General features: G+C 71.8%; 12 protein-coding genes and 4 pseudogenes. 7 read left to right on the top strand and 9 right to left on the bottom strand.

Features of this window, described 5'->3' with window-relative positions; genetic code table 11:
* The 3 genes and pseudogenes from VE614_RS27780 to VE614_RS27770 all read left to right on the top strand — a co-directional run.
* Positions 1-247, top strand: a pseudogene (locus VE614_RS27780) (ABC transporter ATP-binding protein); the annotation flags it as partial.
* Entirely contained in the window at positions 234-1,136 is a 903-nt protein-coding gene (locus VE614_RS27775; protein WP_324942970.1) for an ABC transporter permease, read from the top strand. The pseudogene VE614_RS27780 and the gene VE614_RS27775, both read left to right, overlap by 14 nt.
* Positions 1,137-1,141: 5 nt before the next feature.
* Positions 1,142-1,894, top strand: coding sequence for a sirohydrochlorin chelatase (locus tag VE614_RS27770; protein ID WP_324942967.1), 753 nt, complete (start codon positions 1,142-1,144; stop codon positions 1,892-1,894).
* A gap of 115 nt (positions 1,895-2,009) precedes the next feature.
* Here the strand turns inward: VE614_RS27770 and VE614_RS27765 are convergent, their stop codons facing one another.
* Positions 2,010-2,558, bottom strand: a complete 549-nt coding sequence (locus tag VE614_RS27765; RefSeq protein WP_324942964.1) for a DUF1697 domain-containing protein — start codon at positions 2,556-2,558, stop codon at positions 2,010-2,012.
* A 391-nt stretch (positions 2,559-2,949) separates the two neighbouring features.
* Here VE614_RS27765 and VE614_RS27760 point away from each other — a divergent pair.
* Together VE614_RS27760 and VE614_RS27755 are read left to right on the top strand one after the other, a co-directional pair.
* Positions 2,950-4,155, top strand: a pseudogene (locus VE614_RS27760) (MMPL family transporter); the annotation flags it as partial.
* A 276-nt stretch (positions 4,156-4,431) separates the two neighbouring features.
* Positions 4,432-5,391 carry a hypothetical protein gene (locus VE614_RS27755; RefSeq protein ID WP_324942961.1) on the top strand — a complete coding sequence of 320 codons (960 nt, stop codon included), beginning with the start codon at positions 4,432-4,434 and terminating at the stop codon, positions 5,389-5,391.
* 3 nt (positions 5,392-5,394) lie between these two features.
* Here VE614_RS27755 and mgt read toward each other — a convergent pair.
* From mgt to VE614_RS27735, 4 genes and pseudogenes are all read right to left on the bottom strand, one after another.
* Positions 5,395-6,643, bottom strand: a pseudogene (gene mgt / locus VE614_RS27750) (macrolide-inactivating glycosyltransferase).
* A gap of 21 nt (positions 6,644-6,664) precedes the next feature.
* Positions 6,665-7,951: a sugar ABC transporter substrate-binding protein gene (locus VE614_RS27745; protein ID WP_324942958.1), complete on the bottom strand. Its 1,287-nt coding sequence runs from the start codon at positions 7,949-7,951 to the stop codon at positions 6,665-6,667.
* On the bottom strand, positions 7,951-8,784 hold the full coding sequence (locus tag VE614_RS27740) for a carbohydrate ABC transporter permease (RefSeq protein WP_324942955.1): 834 nt from the start codon (positions 8,782-8,784) through the stop codon (positions 7,951-7,953). The genes VE614_RS27745 and VE614_RS27740 overlap by 1 nt, the downstream gene beginning before the upstream one ends.
* Positions 8,781-9,716, bottom strand: coding sequence for a sugar ABC transporter permease (locus VE614_RS27735; RefSeq protein ID WP_324942952.1), 936 nt, complete (start codon positions 9,714-9,716; stop codon positions 8,781-8,783). Before VE614_RS27735 ends, VE614_RS27740 begins: the two co-directional genes overlap by 4 nt.
* 191 nt (positions 9,717-9,907) lie before the next feature.
* Here VE614_RS27735 and VE614_RS27730 point away from each other — a divergent pair, with 191 nt between their 5' ends.
* Complete coding sequence (locus VE614_RS27730; RefSeq protein ID WP_324942949.1) at positions 9,908-10,771, top strand: aminoglycoside phosphotransferase family protein; 864 nt, start codon at positions 9,908-9,910, stop codon at positions 10,769-10,771.
* Between the two features lie 120 nt (positions 10,772-10,891).
* Here the strand turns inward: VE614_RS27730 and VE614_RS27725 are convergent, their stop codons facing one another.
* The 4 genes from VE614_RS27725 to VE614_RS27710 form a co-directional block, all read right to left on the bottom strand.
* Positions 10,892-11,614, bottom strand: a complete 723-nt coding sequence (locus tag VE614_RS27725) for a 3'-5' exonuclease (protein ID WP_324942946.1) — start codon at positions 11,612-11,614, stop codon at positions 10,892-10,894.
* A gap of 129 nt (positions 11,615-11,743) precedes the next feature.
* Positions 11,744-12,991 (bottom strand): SAV2148 family HEPN domain-containing protein, encoded by a 1,248-nt coding sequence (locus tag VE614_RS27720; protein ID WP_324942943.1) that lies wholly within the window; start codon positions 12,989-12,991, stop codon positions 11,744-11,746.
* A gap of 104 nt (positions 12,992-13,095) precedes the next feature.
* Complete coding sequence (locus VE614_RS27715) at positions 13,096-14,400, bottom strand: copper amine oxidase (RefSeq protein WP_324942940.1); 1,305 nt, start codon at positions 14,398-14,400, stop codon at positions 13,096-13,098.
* Between the two features lie 90 nt (positions 14,401-14,490).
* A complete protein-coding gene (locus tag VE614_RS27710) occupies positions 14,491-15,324 on the bottom strand; it encodes a Tat pathway signal sequence domain protein (protein ID WP_324942937.1) in 834 nt (277 codons plus the stop codon).
* 187 nt (positions 15,325-15,511) lie between these two features.
* Here VE614_RS27710 and VE614_RS27705 point away from each other — a divergent pair.
* Positions 15,512-15,999 (top strand): annotated as a pseudogene (locus VE614_RS27705) (glycogen debranching enzyme); the annotation flags it as partial.

Below are 15,999 nucleotides of genomic sequence, written 5' to 3'. Positions count from 1 at the left end.
CGACGAGCTGACCCGCATCTGGCGGGAGACCGGCCTGTCGGTGCTGTTCGTGACGCACAACGTGCGCGAGGCGGTACGGCTCGCCCAGCGCGTGGTGCTGCTGTCCTCCCGCCCCGGCCGCATCGCCCGCCAGTGGACCGTGGACATCCCGCAGCCGCGCCGTATCGAGGACAGCGAGGTCGCCGAGCTGTCCCGGGAGATCACCGAAGAACTGCGTGGGGAGATCCGCCGCCATGGCCAGCACTGACACGTCCGTCGACGCGCCCGGCAAGGACGGGAGCGACCTGGCCGGCCTGGAGGCCGGGCTCGACGCCCTGGAGACGGTCGAATCCGGCCGCACCCCGCTGCGGACCACCCTCGTGCAGAAGGTGCTGCCGCCCGTCACGGCCATCGCCCTGGTGCTGGTGATCTGGCAGGCGCTGGTCTCCTTCGGGATCGTCGACGACGCCACCAAGCTGCCCGCCCCCGGCGACGTGTGGGGCGAGGTCCGCACCGCGTGGCTCCAGGGCACCCTGCTCGACTACATCTGGACCTCCGTCTCGCGCGGCCTGCTCGGCTTCCTGCTGGCGCTCGCCATCGGCACCCCGCTGGGTCTGCTGGTGGCCAGGGTCAGGTTCGTGCGGGCGGCGATCGGGCCGATCCTGTCCGGGCTGCAGTCGCTGCCCTCGGTGGCGTGGGTGCCGCCGGCGGTGATCTGGCTGGGCCTGAACAACTCGATGATGTACGCGGTGATCCTGCTCGGCGCGGTGCCGTCCATCGCCAACGGCCTGGTGTCGGGCGTCGACCAGGTGCCGCCGCTGTATCTGCGGGCGGGCCGCACCCTGGGCGCCACCGGTCTGAAGGGCACCTGGCACATCGTCATGCCGGCCGCGCTGCCCGGCTATCTCGCGGGTCTCAAGCAGGGCTGGGCCTTCTCCTGGCGGTCGCTGATGGCCGCCGAGATCATCGCCTCCTCCCCCGACCTCGGCGTGGGTCTCGGCCAGTTGCTGGAGAACGGCCGCAACACCAGCTCCATGTCGATGGTGTTCCTCGCCATCCTGCTCATCCTGATCGTCGGTATCGCGATCGACCTGCTGATCTTCAGTCCGCTGGAGCGGCGGGTGCTGCGCGGCCGCGGTCTGCTGGTGAAGGGCTGAATCACATGAAGCCGGTACGCCCCGCCCGCCCCGTTCTCGTCGTCATCGCCCACGGCAGCCGTGATCCGCGGCACGCCGCGACCGTGCACGCGCTCGTGGAGCGGGTGCGCGCCGAGCGGCCGGGGCTGCGGGTGGAGACCGGCTTCCTGGACTTCAACATCCCGTCCGTGCACGGGGTGCTGGAGTCCCTGGCCGCGGAGGGTGTGCGCGAGGTGGTGGCCCTGCCGCTGCTGCTGACCCGCGCCTTCCACGCCAAGGCGGACATCCCCGCGGTGCTCCGCGAGGCGCCGGCCCGGCTGCGGATCCGGCAGGCCGACGTGCTGGGCCCGTCGCCGCTGCTGCTCGCCGCCCTGGAACGGCGGCTGTACGAGGCGGGCCTGACGCCCGCCGGCAAGTCCTCGACCGGGGTCGTGCTGGCCTCGGCGGGGTCCACCGACCCGGAGGCGATCGCAGTGATCGCAGAAATCGCGCGGGAGTGGCGGCACACCGGTTGGTGCGCCGTGCGGCCTGCGTTCGCCTCCGCATCCCTTCCACGCACCGAGGACGCGGTGCGTGAACTGCGCGCCCTCGGCTGCGCCCGCGTGGCCGTCGCCCCGTACGTCCTGGCCCCCGGCTTCCTCCCGGACCGCATCGCCCGGGGCGCCGCCGGGGCGGACGTCCTCGCCGATGTGCTGGGTCCCGCGCCGGAGGTGGCGCGGCTCCTGCTGGAGCGGTACGACGCGGCGCGTGCGCCGATGCTGGCGGCGGTCGGCGCGTAGGGCGTCCGGGACGGGGCCCGTTCCCCGGTGCCGAGGCGGTCCGGGACCGGGGCCGGGTGTCATCCGCCGGTCCGGTCTCGTCCGTGGGGACGAGCGAGGGCGCCGTGGCGTTCCGTCACTGCGGAGCGGTCAGTTCGACGAGTTTGCGCACGGTGTTCCAGTTGCGGGTGGTGGCGATGAGGCCCCGGGTCAGGCGGGGCCGGGAGAGGACGTCGGCGAGCTTGGAGCGGCCGAGGCCGTTCGGGGCGTACAGGTAGAGGGCGCGGTCGCCGAGCCGGAACTCCTCGGGGAGATGGGCCTCCCGGTCGACGCCGGCGAAGCGCTCCTCGTCGACGGGGGCGGAGAAGTAGGTGACGTGGAGCTGCTTGGGCTCCAGGCCGGCGGCGGGGAACGGGCAGGCGTCGGCGATCGCCTTCAGATAGGCGTGGTCGCGCACGATGACGTCCACGGGGAAGCCGTACCGCTTCTCGATCGCCCGGGTCAGTTCGGCGGCCAGGGCGTCCTCGTCGCCGTGCCCGGAGGCGAACACGGCCTGGCCGCTCTGGAGATAGGTGCGTACGCCGTCGTGGCCGAGGCCCTCCAGCAGGGTGCGCAGATCGGCCATCGGGATCTTCTTGCTGCCGCCCACGTTGATTCCGCGCAACAGCGCCGCATACCTCGTCACCCCGCCCACCCTAGGCGGTCGTCGTGCCCCGTGGGGGCGGGCACGGCGACCGCCGGCGGGGGGCGGGGCTGCGCGAAACTCTGGCCGAAAGACCGGCTGCTGATCAACCACTACACGCCTCTGTGACTTACTTCTGTGACCTATTCAACGAGGTTGCGTCATCCACAACCCCGACGCGCCGTCAGCGGACATCTCAGGGATGTCCCGAGAGGTGTAAGGGGCCGATGTCCTCCTCGGAGGCGAGACCCGGGAGACCGACGGGAGTAACGGGGGCTCCGGGCTTCACCGGGCAGCACGACGAGATGGCCGTTTCCCGCCCATAGCGTCGAGACGGAAGGTGGCGGCAGGGGGCTGCCACCGCTCAGGAGGGCAGCCCGGCATGGGGACCGTCATGAGGACCGGCAGGTGGACCGGCAGGGGGAGGAACGGAGAAACACGGGTGCGGGGGTTCGCCGCCCGGGCCGGGGGCTGGAGCGCCCGGCATCGCTGGGCGGCGGTCGGCATCTGGGTGCTGTTCGTCGCCTTGGCGATGGGGCTCGGCTCGGCCGCGGGCCGGGTCGACGTCAAGGACAGCGACCAGCTCAAGGGAGAGACACACACCGCGGCGAAGATCATCGAGGACGCGGGGATCGAGGAACCGGCCGGCGAGACGGTTCTGATCCAGTCGAAGGACGGCCTGCTGAAGGCGACCGACGCGGAGTTCCGCGCCGCCGTGGACGCCGTGGTGCGGGCGGTCGGCGCGACCGGCCGGGTCACCGGCGTCAGCTCGCCGTACGACACGGAGACGATCTCGGCGGACGGCCGCAGCGCGCTGGTGCAGTTCGACATGCGCGGTGACGCGGAGACCGCGGGCGAGCGGGTGGAACCCGTGCTGAACGCCGTCGCGGAGGTCCAGAAGGAGCACGAGGCGCTGCGGATCGAGGAGATCGGCGGCGCGAGCATGATGAAGACGTTCGAAGACGCGTTCGGCGACGACTTCAAGAAGGCCGAGTACTCCGCCGTCCCGGTGGCCCTCGGCATCCTGCTGATCGCCTTCGGCGCGCTGGTGGCGGCGCTGCTGCCGGTGCTCCTGGCGGTGACCGCGATCATGGCGACGATGGGTCTGATGGGCCTCATCAGCCACATCATCCCGATGAGCGACGAGGCCGGCTCCGTGATGCTGCTGGTGGGCATGGCCGTGGGAGTCGACTACTGCCTGTTCTATCTGCGCCGGGAGCGCGAGGAGCGGGCCGCCGGGCGGGACGCGCGGACGGCCCTGCGGATCGCCGCCGCGACCAGTGGCCGCGCGATCGTCGTCTCCGGGGTCACGGTGTGCGTGGCGATGGCGGGCATGCTGTTCACCGGACTCGCCGAGTTCGAGGCGATGGGCCTGGCCTCGCTGATCGTGGTGGCGGTGGCGATGGTCGGTTCGGTGACCGTGCTGCCGGCGCTGCTGTCGCTGCTGGGCGAGCGGGTGGAGAAGGGGCGCATCCCGTTCCTGTCCCGCCGGCGGCACGGCGGAGTCCTGCGACCCCGCGACCGCCCCGCGGCGGCCGTGCTGATCGACGCGACGATCATCCGCGGCGTACTGCTCCCGGCGGTGATGGCGCTGCTGGGCGAACGCAACTGGTACCTGCCGCGGTGGATGAACCGGCTGCCCGACCTCACCCACGACGAGGTGCCGGAGGCGATCGCGGCGCGACCGGTGCGGGACGAGGAGGGCGAACCGCTGAAGGTCTGATTCCGCCCCCTTGACCACAGGCCCGCCGGTCCCCCGGGAACCGGCGGGCCCGCGTCGCCGTCTGGCTCACCGACCGACGGGGTTGCCGACGGGTTGCCGACGGCTTGCCGCGAGTTGCCGACGACTTGCTGTCGACCAGGGGGAGGACGACACATGGACAGGAGAAGCCTGCTCAAGGGCGCGCTCGCGGGGGCGGTGGCCGTACCGGCCGGAGGGCTGCTCACCGCCCAGCCGGCGAGCGCCGCGCCGGCCGCGTTCAACGTGCTCATCGGAGATGTGACCTCCGGGAAGATCTATTTGTTCGACCGGAACAAGCCGTTCACCGACCGCAACATCAAGTGGTCGCTGAACCCGGCCGGTTCGGGCCATCCGATGGAACACCGCTTCCGGGCCACCGACGGCGACGGGGAGATCCTGCTCGCGGTGACCGGCACCTCGACGACCGGCACGGCGAGCATCTACCGGCGCCGCGACAAGAAGCTGCTGTGGTCGGCGAGCGTGAAGAACTATCCGCACAGCATCGAACGCGCCCGCGGCACCGGTGTGGTGGTCGTCGCCGGGCGCAGCTACGGCAGCGGCGGCGGCGCGGCGACCGGCGGCAGCCTGCACGTGTTCCGTCCGACGAGCGGTCACGCGAGTTCGCTGGTGCGGGCGGGCGACGCGATCCCGTTCCACCAGGCACACGGTCTGCTGTGGGACCCGCGGCTGGAGCGGATGTGGGTGAGCGGCGGCAAGCGGCTGACCGCCTACCGCATCGTCACGGCGGCGAGTTCGGCGAAGCTGGTGGAGGACACCGCGCGCCGCCTGGACACCTTCACCCGCGCGCACGACCTCCAGCCCGACCACCAGCACCCCGGCCGTCTCCTGGTCACCGACACCTATGGGGTGTACGCCGTCGACAAGGCGTCGATGACCAAGACACGGCTGCACTCGCGCCGGTATGTGAAGTCGTACGTACGGCACTCCTCCGGCGAGCAGATGTGGACGGGCGCGGTCGAGGACGGCAATGTCTTCGGCACGAAGTACGTCCACTTCAACGTCAGCGGAGTCGACCGGGCCCGCGAGGGCGCGATCATCTACAAGGCGCGCCTGGACACCACGACGTACGCCTGAGACCTACGGCTGACGCCGGCGGGCGGGCAGTTCGGCCTCGATGAGGTCTGCGGCGCGGCGGGTGCCGCCTTCCTGGGCCATCCCGGCCTGGACGTCCTTCAGCCGGCGGGCGACCTCCGGATCGCCGACGAGGGCGAGTGCGGCCGTGCGCAGGGCCTCGGGGGTGGCCTCCTCGGTGGGGAGGTGCCGGGCGACACCGAGGCTCTGGAGCACGTCCGCGTTGCCGAACTGGTCGGCGGCCTGCGGTACGGCGATCATCGGGGTGGCCGTGGCCAGCCCTTCCTGGCTGCCGCCCGCCCCGGCGTGCGTGACGAAGAGGTCGGCCTGCTTCAGGATCGCCAACTGCGGGACCCAGGCGTGGACTTCGACGCCGGCCGGTACGTCGCCCAGCTCGGCCGGGTCGACGTGCTTGCCGATCTGCAGCACCAGGTGCCAGCCGGGCAGGCCGCCGAAGGCCCGCACGCAGTTGCGGTAGAACTCCGGCTGCTTGGTGAAGGCCGAGCCGAGCGAGACCAGGACGACCTTCTCGGCGCCGGCGGGACGCTGCCAGTCGCCGTCGGTGCCGCGGTCGCCCTGGCAGGCGCCGACGAAGGTGTACACGGTCTCGTCGACCCGGTCGGCGTTCCACTGGAGCGCCCTCGGGATGAGGACGAGCGAGCGGGCGGGGCGACCGGCGAAGTCGTCGGGGTGCAGGTCGATCCCGTTCTCCTCCAGCCAGGCCTGGAAGCGGGCGTAGTACGCCCTGCCGCGCTCGGTCTTCTTCGGCTCCTCCCACATCGGGGCGGCGACCTCCTCCTCGTACCCGGCCCAGGCGACCATGTGGGGCGCCAGGGAGATCGCGGGGACGCCCCAGCGGTGGGCGAGGACCCGGCCCGGGTAGGAGGCCGTGTCGTGCAGGACGAGATCGGGTTCGTCACCCTCGTAGGCGGCGGCCAGCTGCGGCAGGGCCTGGACGGCGTCGTCGAGGAAGGGCTCGACGTTGTCCAGCAGGGTGGCGCCCCAGGCCGCCGGGTCGTCGTCGGGCGAGGGCAGTGTGGAGTGCCACGGCTTCACTTCGGCGCCGGTCGCGGCGACCTTGTCCGCGAAGACGGGCGGGATCGCGTACGTCACCCGGTGCCCGCGCGCGACCAGTTCCCGGATCAGCTCCAGGCTGGGGTTCACATGGCCGTGGGCGGCGATGGAGAACATGGCGATGTGGGCGGGGGTGGTGGTCATGGCACCGAGACTAGACGAGACGAGACGTCTCGTACAAATACTTTTCTCGACTCCCCGCTCAGCGCTGGTAGCGCGCCAGCACCAGGTTTCCGTCCTCCTCCAGGCGGGCCCGCAGCTCGTCCAGGCCGATCGCACCGCTGTAGTACTCCTGGAACGCCGGGGTCGCCACCTTGTCCTTCCACTCGGGATAGCCCCGCACCGACTGGGCGGGCGCCGAGCGGAGATGGGCGGCGAGGGCGGTGCCCGTGGCCCAGTCGTGCTCGGCGGTGTGCAGCGCCGGGTCCTTCAGTGCCTCGGTGCCGGTGGGCAGCATCCAGTCGCCGAGCGCGAGCCGCACCATGTTCTCCGGCCGGAGCAGGAAGCCGAGGAACGCGGCGGCCTCCTTCTTGTGCGGACTGTCCTCGGCGATGGAGAGCGTCTGCGGGCTGACGCCCTGGGCGAGCCCGTCGGCGCCGGCCGGAGCGGGCAGGACCTGCCAGTCGAAGCCCTCCGGTGCCTGCTGGACGATCTGCTGGCGGTAGGAGAACCCGAGCGGCACCATCGCGTATCTGCCGCCGAAGAAGCCGGGCAGGGTGTCCGAGCCGCCGCTGCCCAGGGTGGTGGGCGAGGCGCTGCGGTCGGTGCCGACCTGGTCGTGGACCGTGCGCGGCATGACCGCGTCGGCCGCCTCGAATCGGACGGTGACCTTGCCGTCCGCGCCCCGGTGGAACAACCGGCCGCCCGCCGACAGCGACAGGTTGAGGGTGGCGGAGACGGGCTCCTTCAGCGGCCAGGCCACCCCGTACTTCCCGTCCCCGGACAGCCGCCGGGTGACCGCGCGGAACTCCTCCCAGCTCCACGGATCCTCGGGCGTGGGGACGCGCACCCCCGACTGCCTCAGCCAGGTCGCGTTGGCGATGAGCACCCGGGGCTCCTGGAGGAACGGCACCCCGTAGATGCCGTCCCCGAAGGTGACCGTCTCCCAGGTGCGCGGGGGGATGTCCGACGTGAGCCGCTCGGGCAGCAGGCCGGTCAGGTCGGCGAGATAGCCGCCGTACGCGAAGTCCGCGAGGTCGTCGGAGGCGTCATGGATGACGTCGGGTGCCTCGCCGCCCTCGAACGAGGTGAGGAGCTGGTCGTGGACGCTGTCCCAGCTGCCCTGGACGTACTCGACGCGGACATCCGGATGGGCGGCGTTCCACTCGGCCACGAGTTCCTTCGTGGCCGCCACGGACTCCTCCTGCCAGGCGAGCGACTGGAAGCGGAGGGTGACCCGGCCGTCCCCGCCCCCGCCGTCGCCGTCGCCGGAACAGCCCGCGAGCAGCAGGAGGGCCGCGAGGAACACGGCCGTGAGCCTGGTGCGCATCAGCTCTTCACCGCCCCGGTCAGCATGCCGCCCGTGATCCGCCGCTGGATGACCGCGAAGACCACCAGCGACGGCAGGGTGGCGAGGAACGCGGCGGCGGCCAGCGGGCCGAGGTCGGCGACGCCCTCCGCGCCGATGAAGTGGGTGAGGATCACGGGCAGGGTCTGTTTCTCCGGGGACTTGAGCAGGACCAGGGCGAAGAAGAACTCGTTCCAGGCGGTGATGAACGCGAACAGCGCCGTCGCCACGATGCCCGGTGCGAGCAGCGGACCGGTCACCGACACCAGCGTCCGCAGCCGCCCGGCCCCGTCGACCGCGGCCGCCTCCTCCAGCTCGGTGGGCACCGCCCGGACGTATCCGGCGAGCATCCACAGCGCGAACGGCAGCGCCCACACCACGTAGACGAGGACCAGCCCCGGCAGGGAGTTGATCAGCCGCAGGTTCTTCAGCACCAGGAACAGCGGGATGATCACCAGCACGAACGGGAACGCCTGACTGACCACGACCCAGCCGGTCGCGGCCCGCGCCAGCCGGGTGCGGTGCCGGGCCATCACATAGGCCATCGGGGTGGCGATCAGCACCACCACCACCGCCGCTCCGGCCGCCGCGAGCAGCGAGTTGAGGGCCGCCCGGAGCAGCGGCTGCTCGTCGAAGGCCTGCCGGAAGTTGGCCAGGGTGGGGTCCTCGGGGATCCAGGTGGGGTGCAGACTGACCAGCTCGCGCGGCGGCTTGAAGGCCGTGGAGAGCAGCCAGAGGAAGGGGAGGGCGAGGAAGAGCAGATACGCGAGCAGCGCCGCGTACTGCCCGATCCGCGCGCCGGTGCGGGTCCTCACGCGTCGTCACCTCCCTTGAGCCGGCCGACGAGGAACAGCGCGAGCAGCACCGAGATCACCGCGACCATGACGCAGCCCATCGCCGCCGCGTACCCGAACTGGCCGTACCCGAAGGCCTCTTCGTAGGCGAACAGCATGGGCAGCCGGGTGCGGCCGCCGGGGCCGCCGTTGGTGAGGACGTAGACCAGGGCGAAGGCGTTGAAGTTCCAGATGAAGTTGAGGGCGGTGATGGCGAGGGCCACCGGGCGCAGGGCGGGCCAGGTCACCGTGCGGAAGCGGCGCCAGGCGCCAGCGCCGTCGAGGGCCGCCGCCTCGTGCAGTTCGCGCGGGGTGTTCTGCAGGCCGGCGAGCAGGGCGACCGTGGTCTGCGGCATCCCCGCCCAGACGCCGACGACGATCACCGCGGGCAGGGCGGTGCCGAGCCCGCTGAGCCAGTCGCGGCCGTCGCCGAGACCCAGGTCGCGCAGGGTCTCGTTGAGGATGCCCGCATCCGGGTTGTAGACCAGCCGCCACATGATGCCGACGACCACCTCGGGCATCGCCCACGGGATGATGGCGAGCGCGCGGGCGAGCCATCTCAGCCGCAGGTTCTGGTTCAGCAGCAGGGCGAGGCCCAGCGCCAGCAGGAACTGCGGCACGGTCACCCCGGCCGCCCACACCAGGCCGATCCGGAACGACTCCCAGAACAGGGTGTCCCGGGCCAGGTCGGTGAAGTTCAGCCCGCCGATCCACTCGGTGGGCTCGGTGCGGCCCGACTGGGCGTCCGTGAAGGCGAGCAGCACCCCGTACAGCAGCGGTCCGACGCTCAGCACCAGGATCGGGATGAGCGCGGGCAGCACCAGGAACCACGCTCCGTGGCCGGCGTCCCGCCGCCGACGGCTCCGGCTCGGCGGGCGTTTCGCCGCGCGTCTGGCCTCGGTCACCAACGTCACGTCATCGGCTCCTTCGCACGGGTCGTGAGGCCTGCGCCCGGCGGGCCTCCGTCATGGTCGTGAAGGCGTCATGCGTCGTCAAGGCACCGCACACACGGTCCGACCTGTGCGGATGCGAGACTGGCCGAGGGGTGGCGAGAACCGGCCACCCCGGCTCGACAGCGGAAGACGGCGGAAGGCGGAGGCGGACGATGGACGAGGCACGGGCCCGGGACGTACTGGCCGACGCGGGAGTGCTGCCCGGCCCGGCGCGGGACGCCAGGCTGCTCGCCCTGGGCGAGAACGCCGTGTTCGCCTCCGGTGATCTGGTCGTCAAGGTGGGCCGCGACGCCGAACTGCTGGAGAGGGCCCGGCGCGAGCTGGATATCGCGGGGTGGCTGGAAGAAGCCGGTGTCCCCGCGGTGCGGGCGGCCGAGCCGAAGGCGCTGCTCGTCCAGGGGCATCCGGTGACGGTGTGGCACCGGCTGCCCGATCCCGTGCGGCCCGCGGAGCCGCGGGATCTGGCCGCCCTGCTGCGGATCGTCCACGCACTGCCCTCTCCTCCCTTCGCGCTGCCGCCCCGCGATCTGCTGGGCGGTGTGGAACGCTGGCTGCGCCTGGCCGGCGAGGCGATCGACCCCGCGGACGCGGCGTATCTGCGCGAGCGGCGGGACGGCTTCGCGGCGGCTGCCGCGGCCCTCACCCCGCAGCTGCCGCCGGGACCGATCCACGGCGACGCGCTGCCCCGCAATGTGCACATCGGCCCCGACGGGCCGGTCCTGGTGGATCTGGAGACCTTCTCCGCCGACCTGCGCGAGCACGATCTGGTGGTGATGGCCCTCTCCCGCGACCGCTACGGCCTGCCCGGCGAGGCGTACGACTCCTTCACCGGGACCTACGGGTGGGACGTGCGCGGCTGGGAGGGCTGTGCCGTGCTGCGCGGTGCCCGGGAGACGGCCAGCTGCGCCTGGGTGGCCCAGCACGCGCCGAGCAATCCGAAGGCGCTGGCCGAGTTCGAGCGGCGGGTGGCCTCGCTGCGCGACGGGGACGAGACGGTGCGCTGGTATCCGTTCTGAGAGCGCTGGTATCCGTTCCGAGAGCGCTGGTATCCGTTCCGAGATGCGTCTCGGGTGCGGACCCGCGTGCGGTCCCGGGTGCGGTTCCAGGTACGGTCGCCCGCGGCCGCGCGGCGGGGGTCAGACCCGCTCGTCCGTCAGCTCCCGCACGGGCCAGGTGCCGTCGACCACCGCCGCCGGGTCGCCCTTGCGCCGCAGGAAGTCCTGGAAGTCCGCCGCCCACTCGGCGTACCACTCGATCTGGCGGCGGTGCAGCTCCGCCGGGCCGAGGGCCGCGATCTTGGGGTGGCGGCCGGCTATCGCGCGGGCCAGCCGGGCGGCGGCGAGGGCGTCGGCACAGGCGTCGTGGGCGGAGTCGAGGGTTATGCCGTACTCCGTGCACACGGCTTCCAGGGTGCGCTTGCCGCGGCGGTAGCGGTCGGCGCGGCGGTCGATGGTGTACGGGTCGACGACCGGGGCGGGGTCCTGGCCGCCGAGGCGGTCGCGCAGGGACGGCAAGCCGTACCGCCGCAGTTCGGCGGAGAGCAGGGTGAGGTCGAAGGAGGCGTTGTAGGCGACGACCGGGACGCCCGCCTTCCAGTACCCCGCCAGTACCTCGGCGACGGCGTCCGCGACCCGGTCGGCGGGCAGGCCCTCGGCGGCGGCGCGTTCGTTGCTGATGCCGTGCACGGCGACGGCGTCGGCCGGGATCTCGACTCCCGGGTCCGCCAGCCATTCCCTGCGGCCCAGGGGCTGCCCGTCTCTGACCTCGATGACGGCGGCCGTGACGATGCGCGCCGTGTGCGGATCCGTCCCGGTCGTCTCCAGGTCGAAGCCGATCAGCAGCTCCCGGTGCCAGCCCATGGGTGGTCCCCCTTCTCGGTGGTGCTTTCCCCCCGTGACCTTCACCCTCGCATGCGCCACTGACAATCGGTGGGCCGCGTTCCGCTCAGCACCTCCCACATCGGGCACACATCCCGCCACTGGCGGCATTCAGGACACGGGGCGCGAATCCGCCCAGGCCACCTCGAACTCCTCGCGATACGTGCCGAAGAGGCCGCCGTCGAGTGCCCCGTCCGGCTGGTCCGGCCTGACCACCCGGCTGCCGCCCCGCAGCACCAGCACCGGTGCCTCCATGCCGCGGGTGCGACGCAGGTAGGACTGCACCACCGCGATGCCGTCGGAACCGTCACCGTCGACGAGGTAGGCGGTGAAGCGCGGGGTCTCGTCGAACACCTGGATCTCGAAGGCGCCGGGATCGCGCAGCCGGGCCCGGACCCGGCGCATGTGCAGGATGTTCATCTCCACGGCCCGGCTCAGCTCGCCACGCTTGATGCCCAGTTCGCGCTCGCGCCGCTTGACCGCGCTGGAGGCCGGATTGAGGAAGAGCAGCCGCACCCGGCAGCCGGCCTCGGCGAGGCTGACCAGCCGCCGCCCGGAGAAGTTCTGCACGAGGAGGTTGAGGCCGATGCCGATGGCGTCGAGGCGCCGGGCGTTGCCGAAGATGTCCTCGGCCGGGAACTGGCGCAGCAGCCGCACCCGGTCCGGGTGCACGGCGACCACGTCGGCGTACCGGTCGCCGACCAGGTCCTCGACCGCGTCGACGGGCAGCCGGCGCGCCGACGGCACGTCGCCGCCCGCCCCCAGGATCTCCAGCAGCCGCGCCGAGGCCCGCTCGGCCTGGCTCAGCACGGCCTCGGACAGGGCCCGGTTGCGGGAGACGACGTTGCGGGTGACCTCCAGCTCGTCCAGGGCGAGTTCGACGTCCCGGCGCTCATCGACGTACGGCTCGAAGCACGGCCAGTGCTGCACCATCAGCTCGCGCAGCTGCGGCAGGGTGAGGAAGCTGAGGACGTTGTCGTCGGCCGGGTCGAGCAGATAGCCCTTGCGGCGGCTGACCTCGCGGACCGCGACCGCGCGCTGCACCCATTCCTGGCCGGCCGGTCCGGCGGCGGCGACCACCCAGTTGTCGCCGTGGACGGGCTCGTAGATGGGGCGCAGGACGGCGGCCACGACCGCGCGCAGGCGCTGTTCCACCAGGTTCAGCCAGATGTAGGCCCGGCCGGCCCGCTGGGCGCGGGTGCGCACCTCGCGCCAGGCGTCGGCGTCCCACTCCAGTTCCGGGCCGATGGAGCTGGTCTCCATCGGCCTGGCCAGGGACACCGCGCCGGGCGGGACGTCTGTGGAGTTTCCCTCGTGACCCTCGTCACCAGGGGGCAGCTCCAGCCCTCCCGAGCCCACCCGCGCACCGCCTTCCAGTCCCGGGCACCACACCCGTGTCAACGATCAAGGAAGGGTACTCCGGGAGCGGTCGGCGGTGCAGCCGGATGGACAGGCTCTGTTGCTCAACTTCCTCGCTCGACACGCCCGTTCTGGCCGGCCAGCTCCTTCGGAGTGAGCGGATTCATAGCGGTGACGTCGCGCGGGGCGATGGAGAAGCCCTGCCAGTGGACCGGCATGGGCTGCTGGTCCTCGTCCCGGGCGATGTGGTGGAAGCCGATGTTCATCCACACCACGGGCCGGGTGAGGGGCTGCCCGTTGACCCACTTGTCCACCGACCGGCCGCCGCCGGGCCCGCAGTCGTACGGGTTCTCGCTGGCGTACTGCTCGCACTTCTTGTACTCGGTGAAGTAGACGTCGTGCTTGGTGAAGGCGCGGCCCGGGTACTTGGCGGTGGGCCCGGGGACGAGTTCGTACGACCGGGGGTGCCCGTCCTTGTTCTTGCCGGCCGTGCTGACCACGCGCCACCAGCGCATGTTCCTCGCGTCTCCGGCGAGTTCCTTGGCGACCTTGGTACGGGTGGTCTTGTTGGAGGGCGCCGGGCGGCCCTGGCCGGGCGGGCTGACCACCGAGTCGTACTGTTCGATCGTCGTCTTGGAGGAGCCGTCGAGCGCGAAGTTCAGCTTCCAGAAGACGTTGTGGCTGTGGCTGGTCGCCTTGTCCTCGGCGCCCTTGCCGATCGGCCAGCCGCGGCCGTCGCCGGCGTCGTAGTCGTACGGCGAGAGGCTGCCGGTCGCGCCGACGTTCATGGTGACGGTGCCGTCGTCGGAGAAGCGCCACTCGGTGATGTACTCGTACCAGTCGACCTCGTTGACGCTGTAGACGAGCAGGTCCTTGCCCTGCTTCTGGAAGGCCCTTCCCGTGTCCGGCTGGTAGCGGTAGGCGTGGCCGCGGGCGCGGGTGGTGGTGCACAGGCCCTTGACGTTGCCGGAGTCGGGCACCTTGACGGTCTTGATGGTGCCGCCGGGGCACTCGCCGGCCGCCAGGTTCATCAGGCCGTCGCCGAAGTAGTAGTCCGTCAGGTCGTTGAACTCGTTGCGGCCGTCGTCGTACGGCACGTGGATCTGGGCGAGCTTCGCGCTGTTGAGGACCTTGATCGGGCGGACCTCGCCCGGGGGCTGGTAGGAGACGTCCTCCAGGACGATCCCCGCGCGGCTCTCGAAGCGCCAGCACATCCGCCAGGTGGTGCCGGAGGCGAGCTTCTGTTCGATGCGGTAGGCCGCGCCGCAGGCGGCGGCGGGAGCCGCCGGGGCGGCCTCGGGCTGGGCGGCCGCCGGTCCTGCCCCGGCCGCGGCTCCGGCGGCCAGCGCGGCGAGGGTGAGCCCCAGGGCGGCACGCGCGCGGACCCGGCTGAATCTTTTCGCAGACATGGAGAAGTGACTCCCTTACAGGAGAAGCAAGCCCTCATGGGAGGAGCGCGTCCTCTGGAGGTGAGTGGGAAAAGCGAACCCTCGGCGGGCTCAGTCGCGGTCGAGCGCGGTGACCTGGCGGGCGCTCAGGTCGATCACCAGGTGCCCGGCGTCGATCCACGGGCCGTTCTCGACCTTCGGGTACAGCCGCGCGCAGCGGTGCTCCCCGCAGGTGTCGAGAGCGGCGGGCTGGGCTCCCGGTGCCGCGTCGTAGATCATGCTGTGCAGCACGAGCTGGTCCGGCGAGGTCAGTTCCCTGCCGGTGGCGTCCTGGTAGTCCGCCTTCAGCCCCGCGCCCAGTGGATCGGCGATCAGCAGCCGGGCCGCCTCGGCCTGCTCGGCCCGGCTCAGCGGCGGCTGGACGCCCCGCTGGGTGACGGTCCGCTCCACCGTGCCGGTGGCGAGATTGACCGTCCGGGTGACGAGGGTGTCGTCCTTGTAGTCGTAGAAGGCGACCTCGGCGCGCCGGGGCGCGTCCGGGTCGTCGAGTTCGTCCGGCTCCGGCTCGGCGAGGTCGAGGCCGACGCGCTGGGGACCGCGGTCCCCGTCGACGTCCTCGCTGGAGCGCAGGAGCTGCGGGCTGAGCGCGATCCGCTCGACCCGTGCCGTCTCGTCGTCGGTGAGCGGGTCGCGGCCCGTCCCCGTCTCCCCTTCGGCAGGCGGCTCCTCGACGACACCCGGCTCGACCGCCGCCTGTCCTTCCGCGCCGCCCGGAGTCCGTCCCTGGGTCCGTTCGGTCGAACCGCTGACGCCCGGCCCCCCGGCCGAATCGTCCGCCCCCGCCGTGCCCGGCAGGGTGATCCCCACCATCAGCGCGGTCGCCGCGACCGCGATCCCCGTTCCGGCCACCACCTTGCCCAGGTGGCGGCGCACCGTCTCGCGCACATCGTCCCCCTACTCCCCCGGTGTGCATGGGAGTACGTACGTTGTTGCCCCGCTTGTTTCGGCATACCGCGTATGCACTGGTCGACCGGTAAGAGGGAAAGAGGGGTGGGAAGGTTCCCTCACTTTCGAAGGAGACTCGGGCCCAAGGCACCCCCAGTGGCGCGGCACACCTGAAAGAGTCGTATCCATGCAGGTCTGGCCTGGAGAGGCGTATCCCCTCGGTGCCACGTACGACGGCGCCGGAACGAACTTCGCGGTCTTCACGGAGGCCGCGGACCGAGTAGAGCTGTGTCTGCTGCACGACGACGGCTCGGAGACGGCGGTGGAACTACGGGAGAGTGACGCTTTCGTGCGGCACGCGTACGTGCCGGGCGTGATGCCGGGGCAGCGGTACGGCTACCGCGTGCACGGCCCGTACGCCCCGGAGCGCGGACTGCGCTGCAACTCCGCGAAGCTGTTGCTCGACCCGTACGCGCGTGCGATCAGCGGGTCGGTCGACTGGGGCGAGGAGGTGTACGGCTACCACTTCGGCGCGCCCGACCGGCGCAACGATCTGGACTCCGCCCCGCACACCATGACCTCGGTGGTGGTGAACCCGTACTTCGACTGGGGCGACGACCGGCGGCCCCGCACCGAGTACCACAAGACGGTGATCTACGAGGCGCATGTGAAGGG

This window comes from Streptomyces sp., assembly GCF_035645055.1.
Classification (GTDB): domain Bacteria; phylum Actinomycetota; class Actinomycetes; order Streptomycetales; family Streptomycetaceae; genus Streptomyces.
This window is presented reverse-complemented; position numbering and strand designations above follow the sequence as displayed.

Excerpts from the sequence above, each read along its gene's own strand:
- VE614_RS27775 (WP_324942970.1), top strand. The coding sequence starts at position 234 with ATGGCCAGCACTGACACGTCCGTCGACGCGCCCGGCAAGGACGGGAGC.
- VE614_RS27770 (WP_324942967.1), top strand. The coding sequence starts at position 1,142 with ATGAAGCCGGTACGCCCCGCCCGCCCCGTTCTCGTCGTCATCGCCCAC.
- VE614_RS27755 (WP_324942961.1), top strand. The coding sequence starts at position 4,432 with ATGGACAGGAGAAGCCTGCTCAAGGGCGCGCTCGCGGGGGCGGTGGCC.
- VE614_RS27745 (WP_324942958.1), bottom strand. The coding sequence starts at position 7,951 with ATGCGCACCAGGCTCACGGCCGTGTTCCTCGCGGCCCTCCTGCTGCTC.
- VE614_RS27730 (WP_324942949.1), top strand. The coding sequence starts at position 9,908 with ATGGACGAGGCACGGGCCCGGGACGTACTGGCCGACGCGGGAGTGCTG.
- VE614_RS27725 (WP_324942946.1), bottom strand. The coding sequence starts at position 11,614 with ATGGGCTGGCACCGGGAGCTGCTGATCGGCTTCGACCTGGAGACGACC.
- VE614_RS27715 (WP_324942940.1), bottom strand. The coding sequence starts at position 14,400 with ATGTCTGCGAAAAGATTCAGCCGGGTCCGCGCGCGTGCCGCCCTGGGG.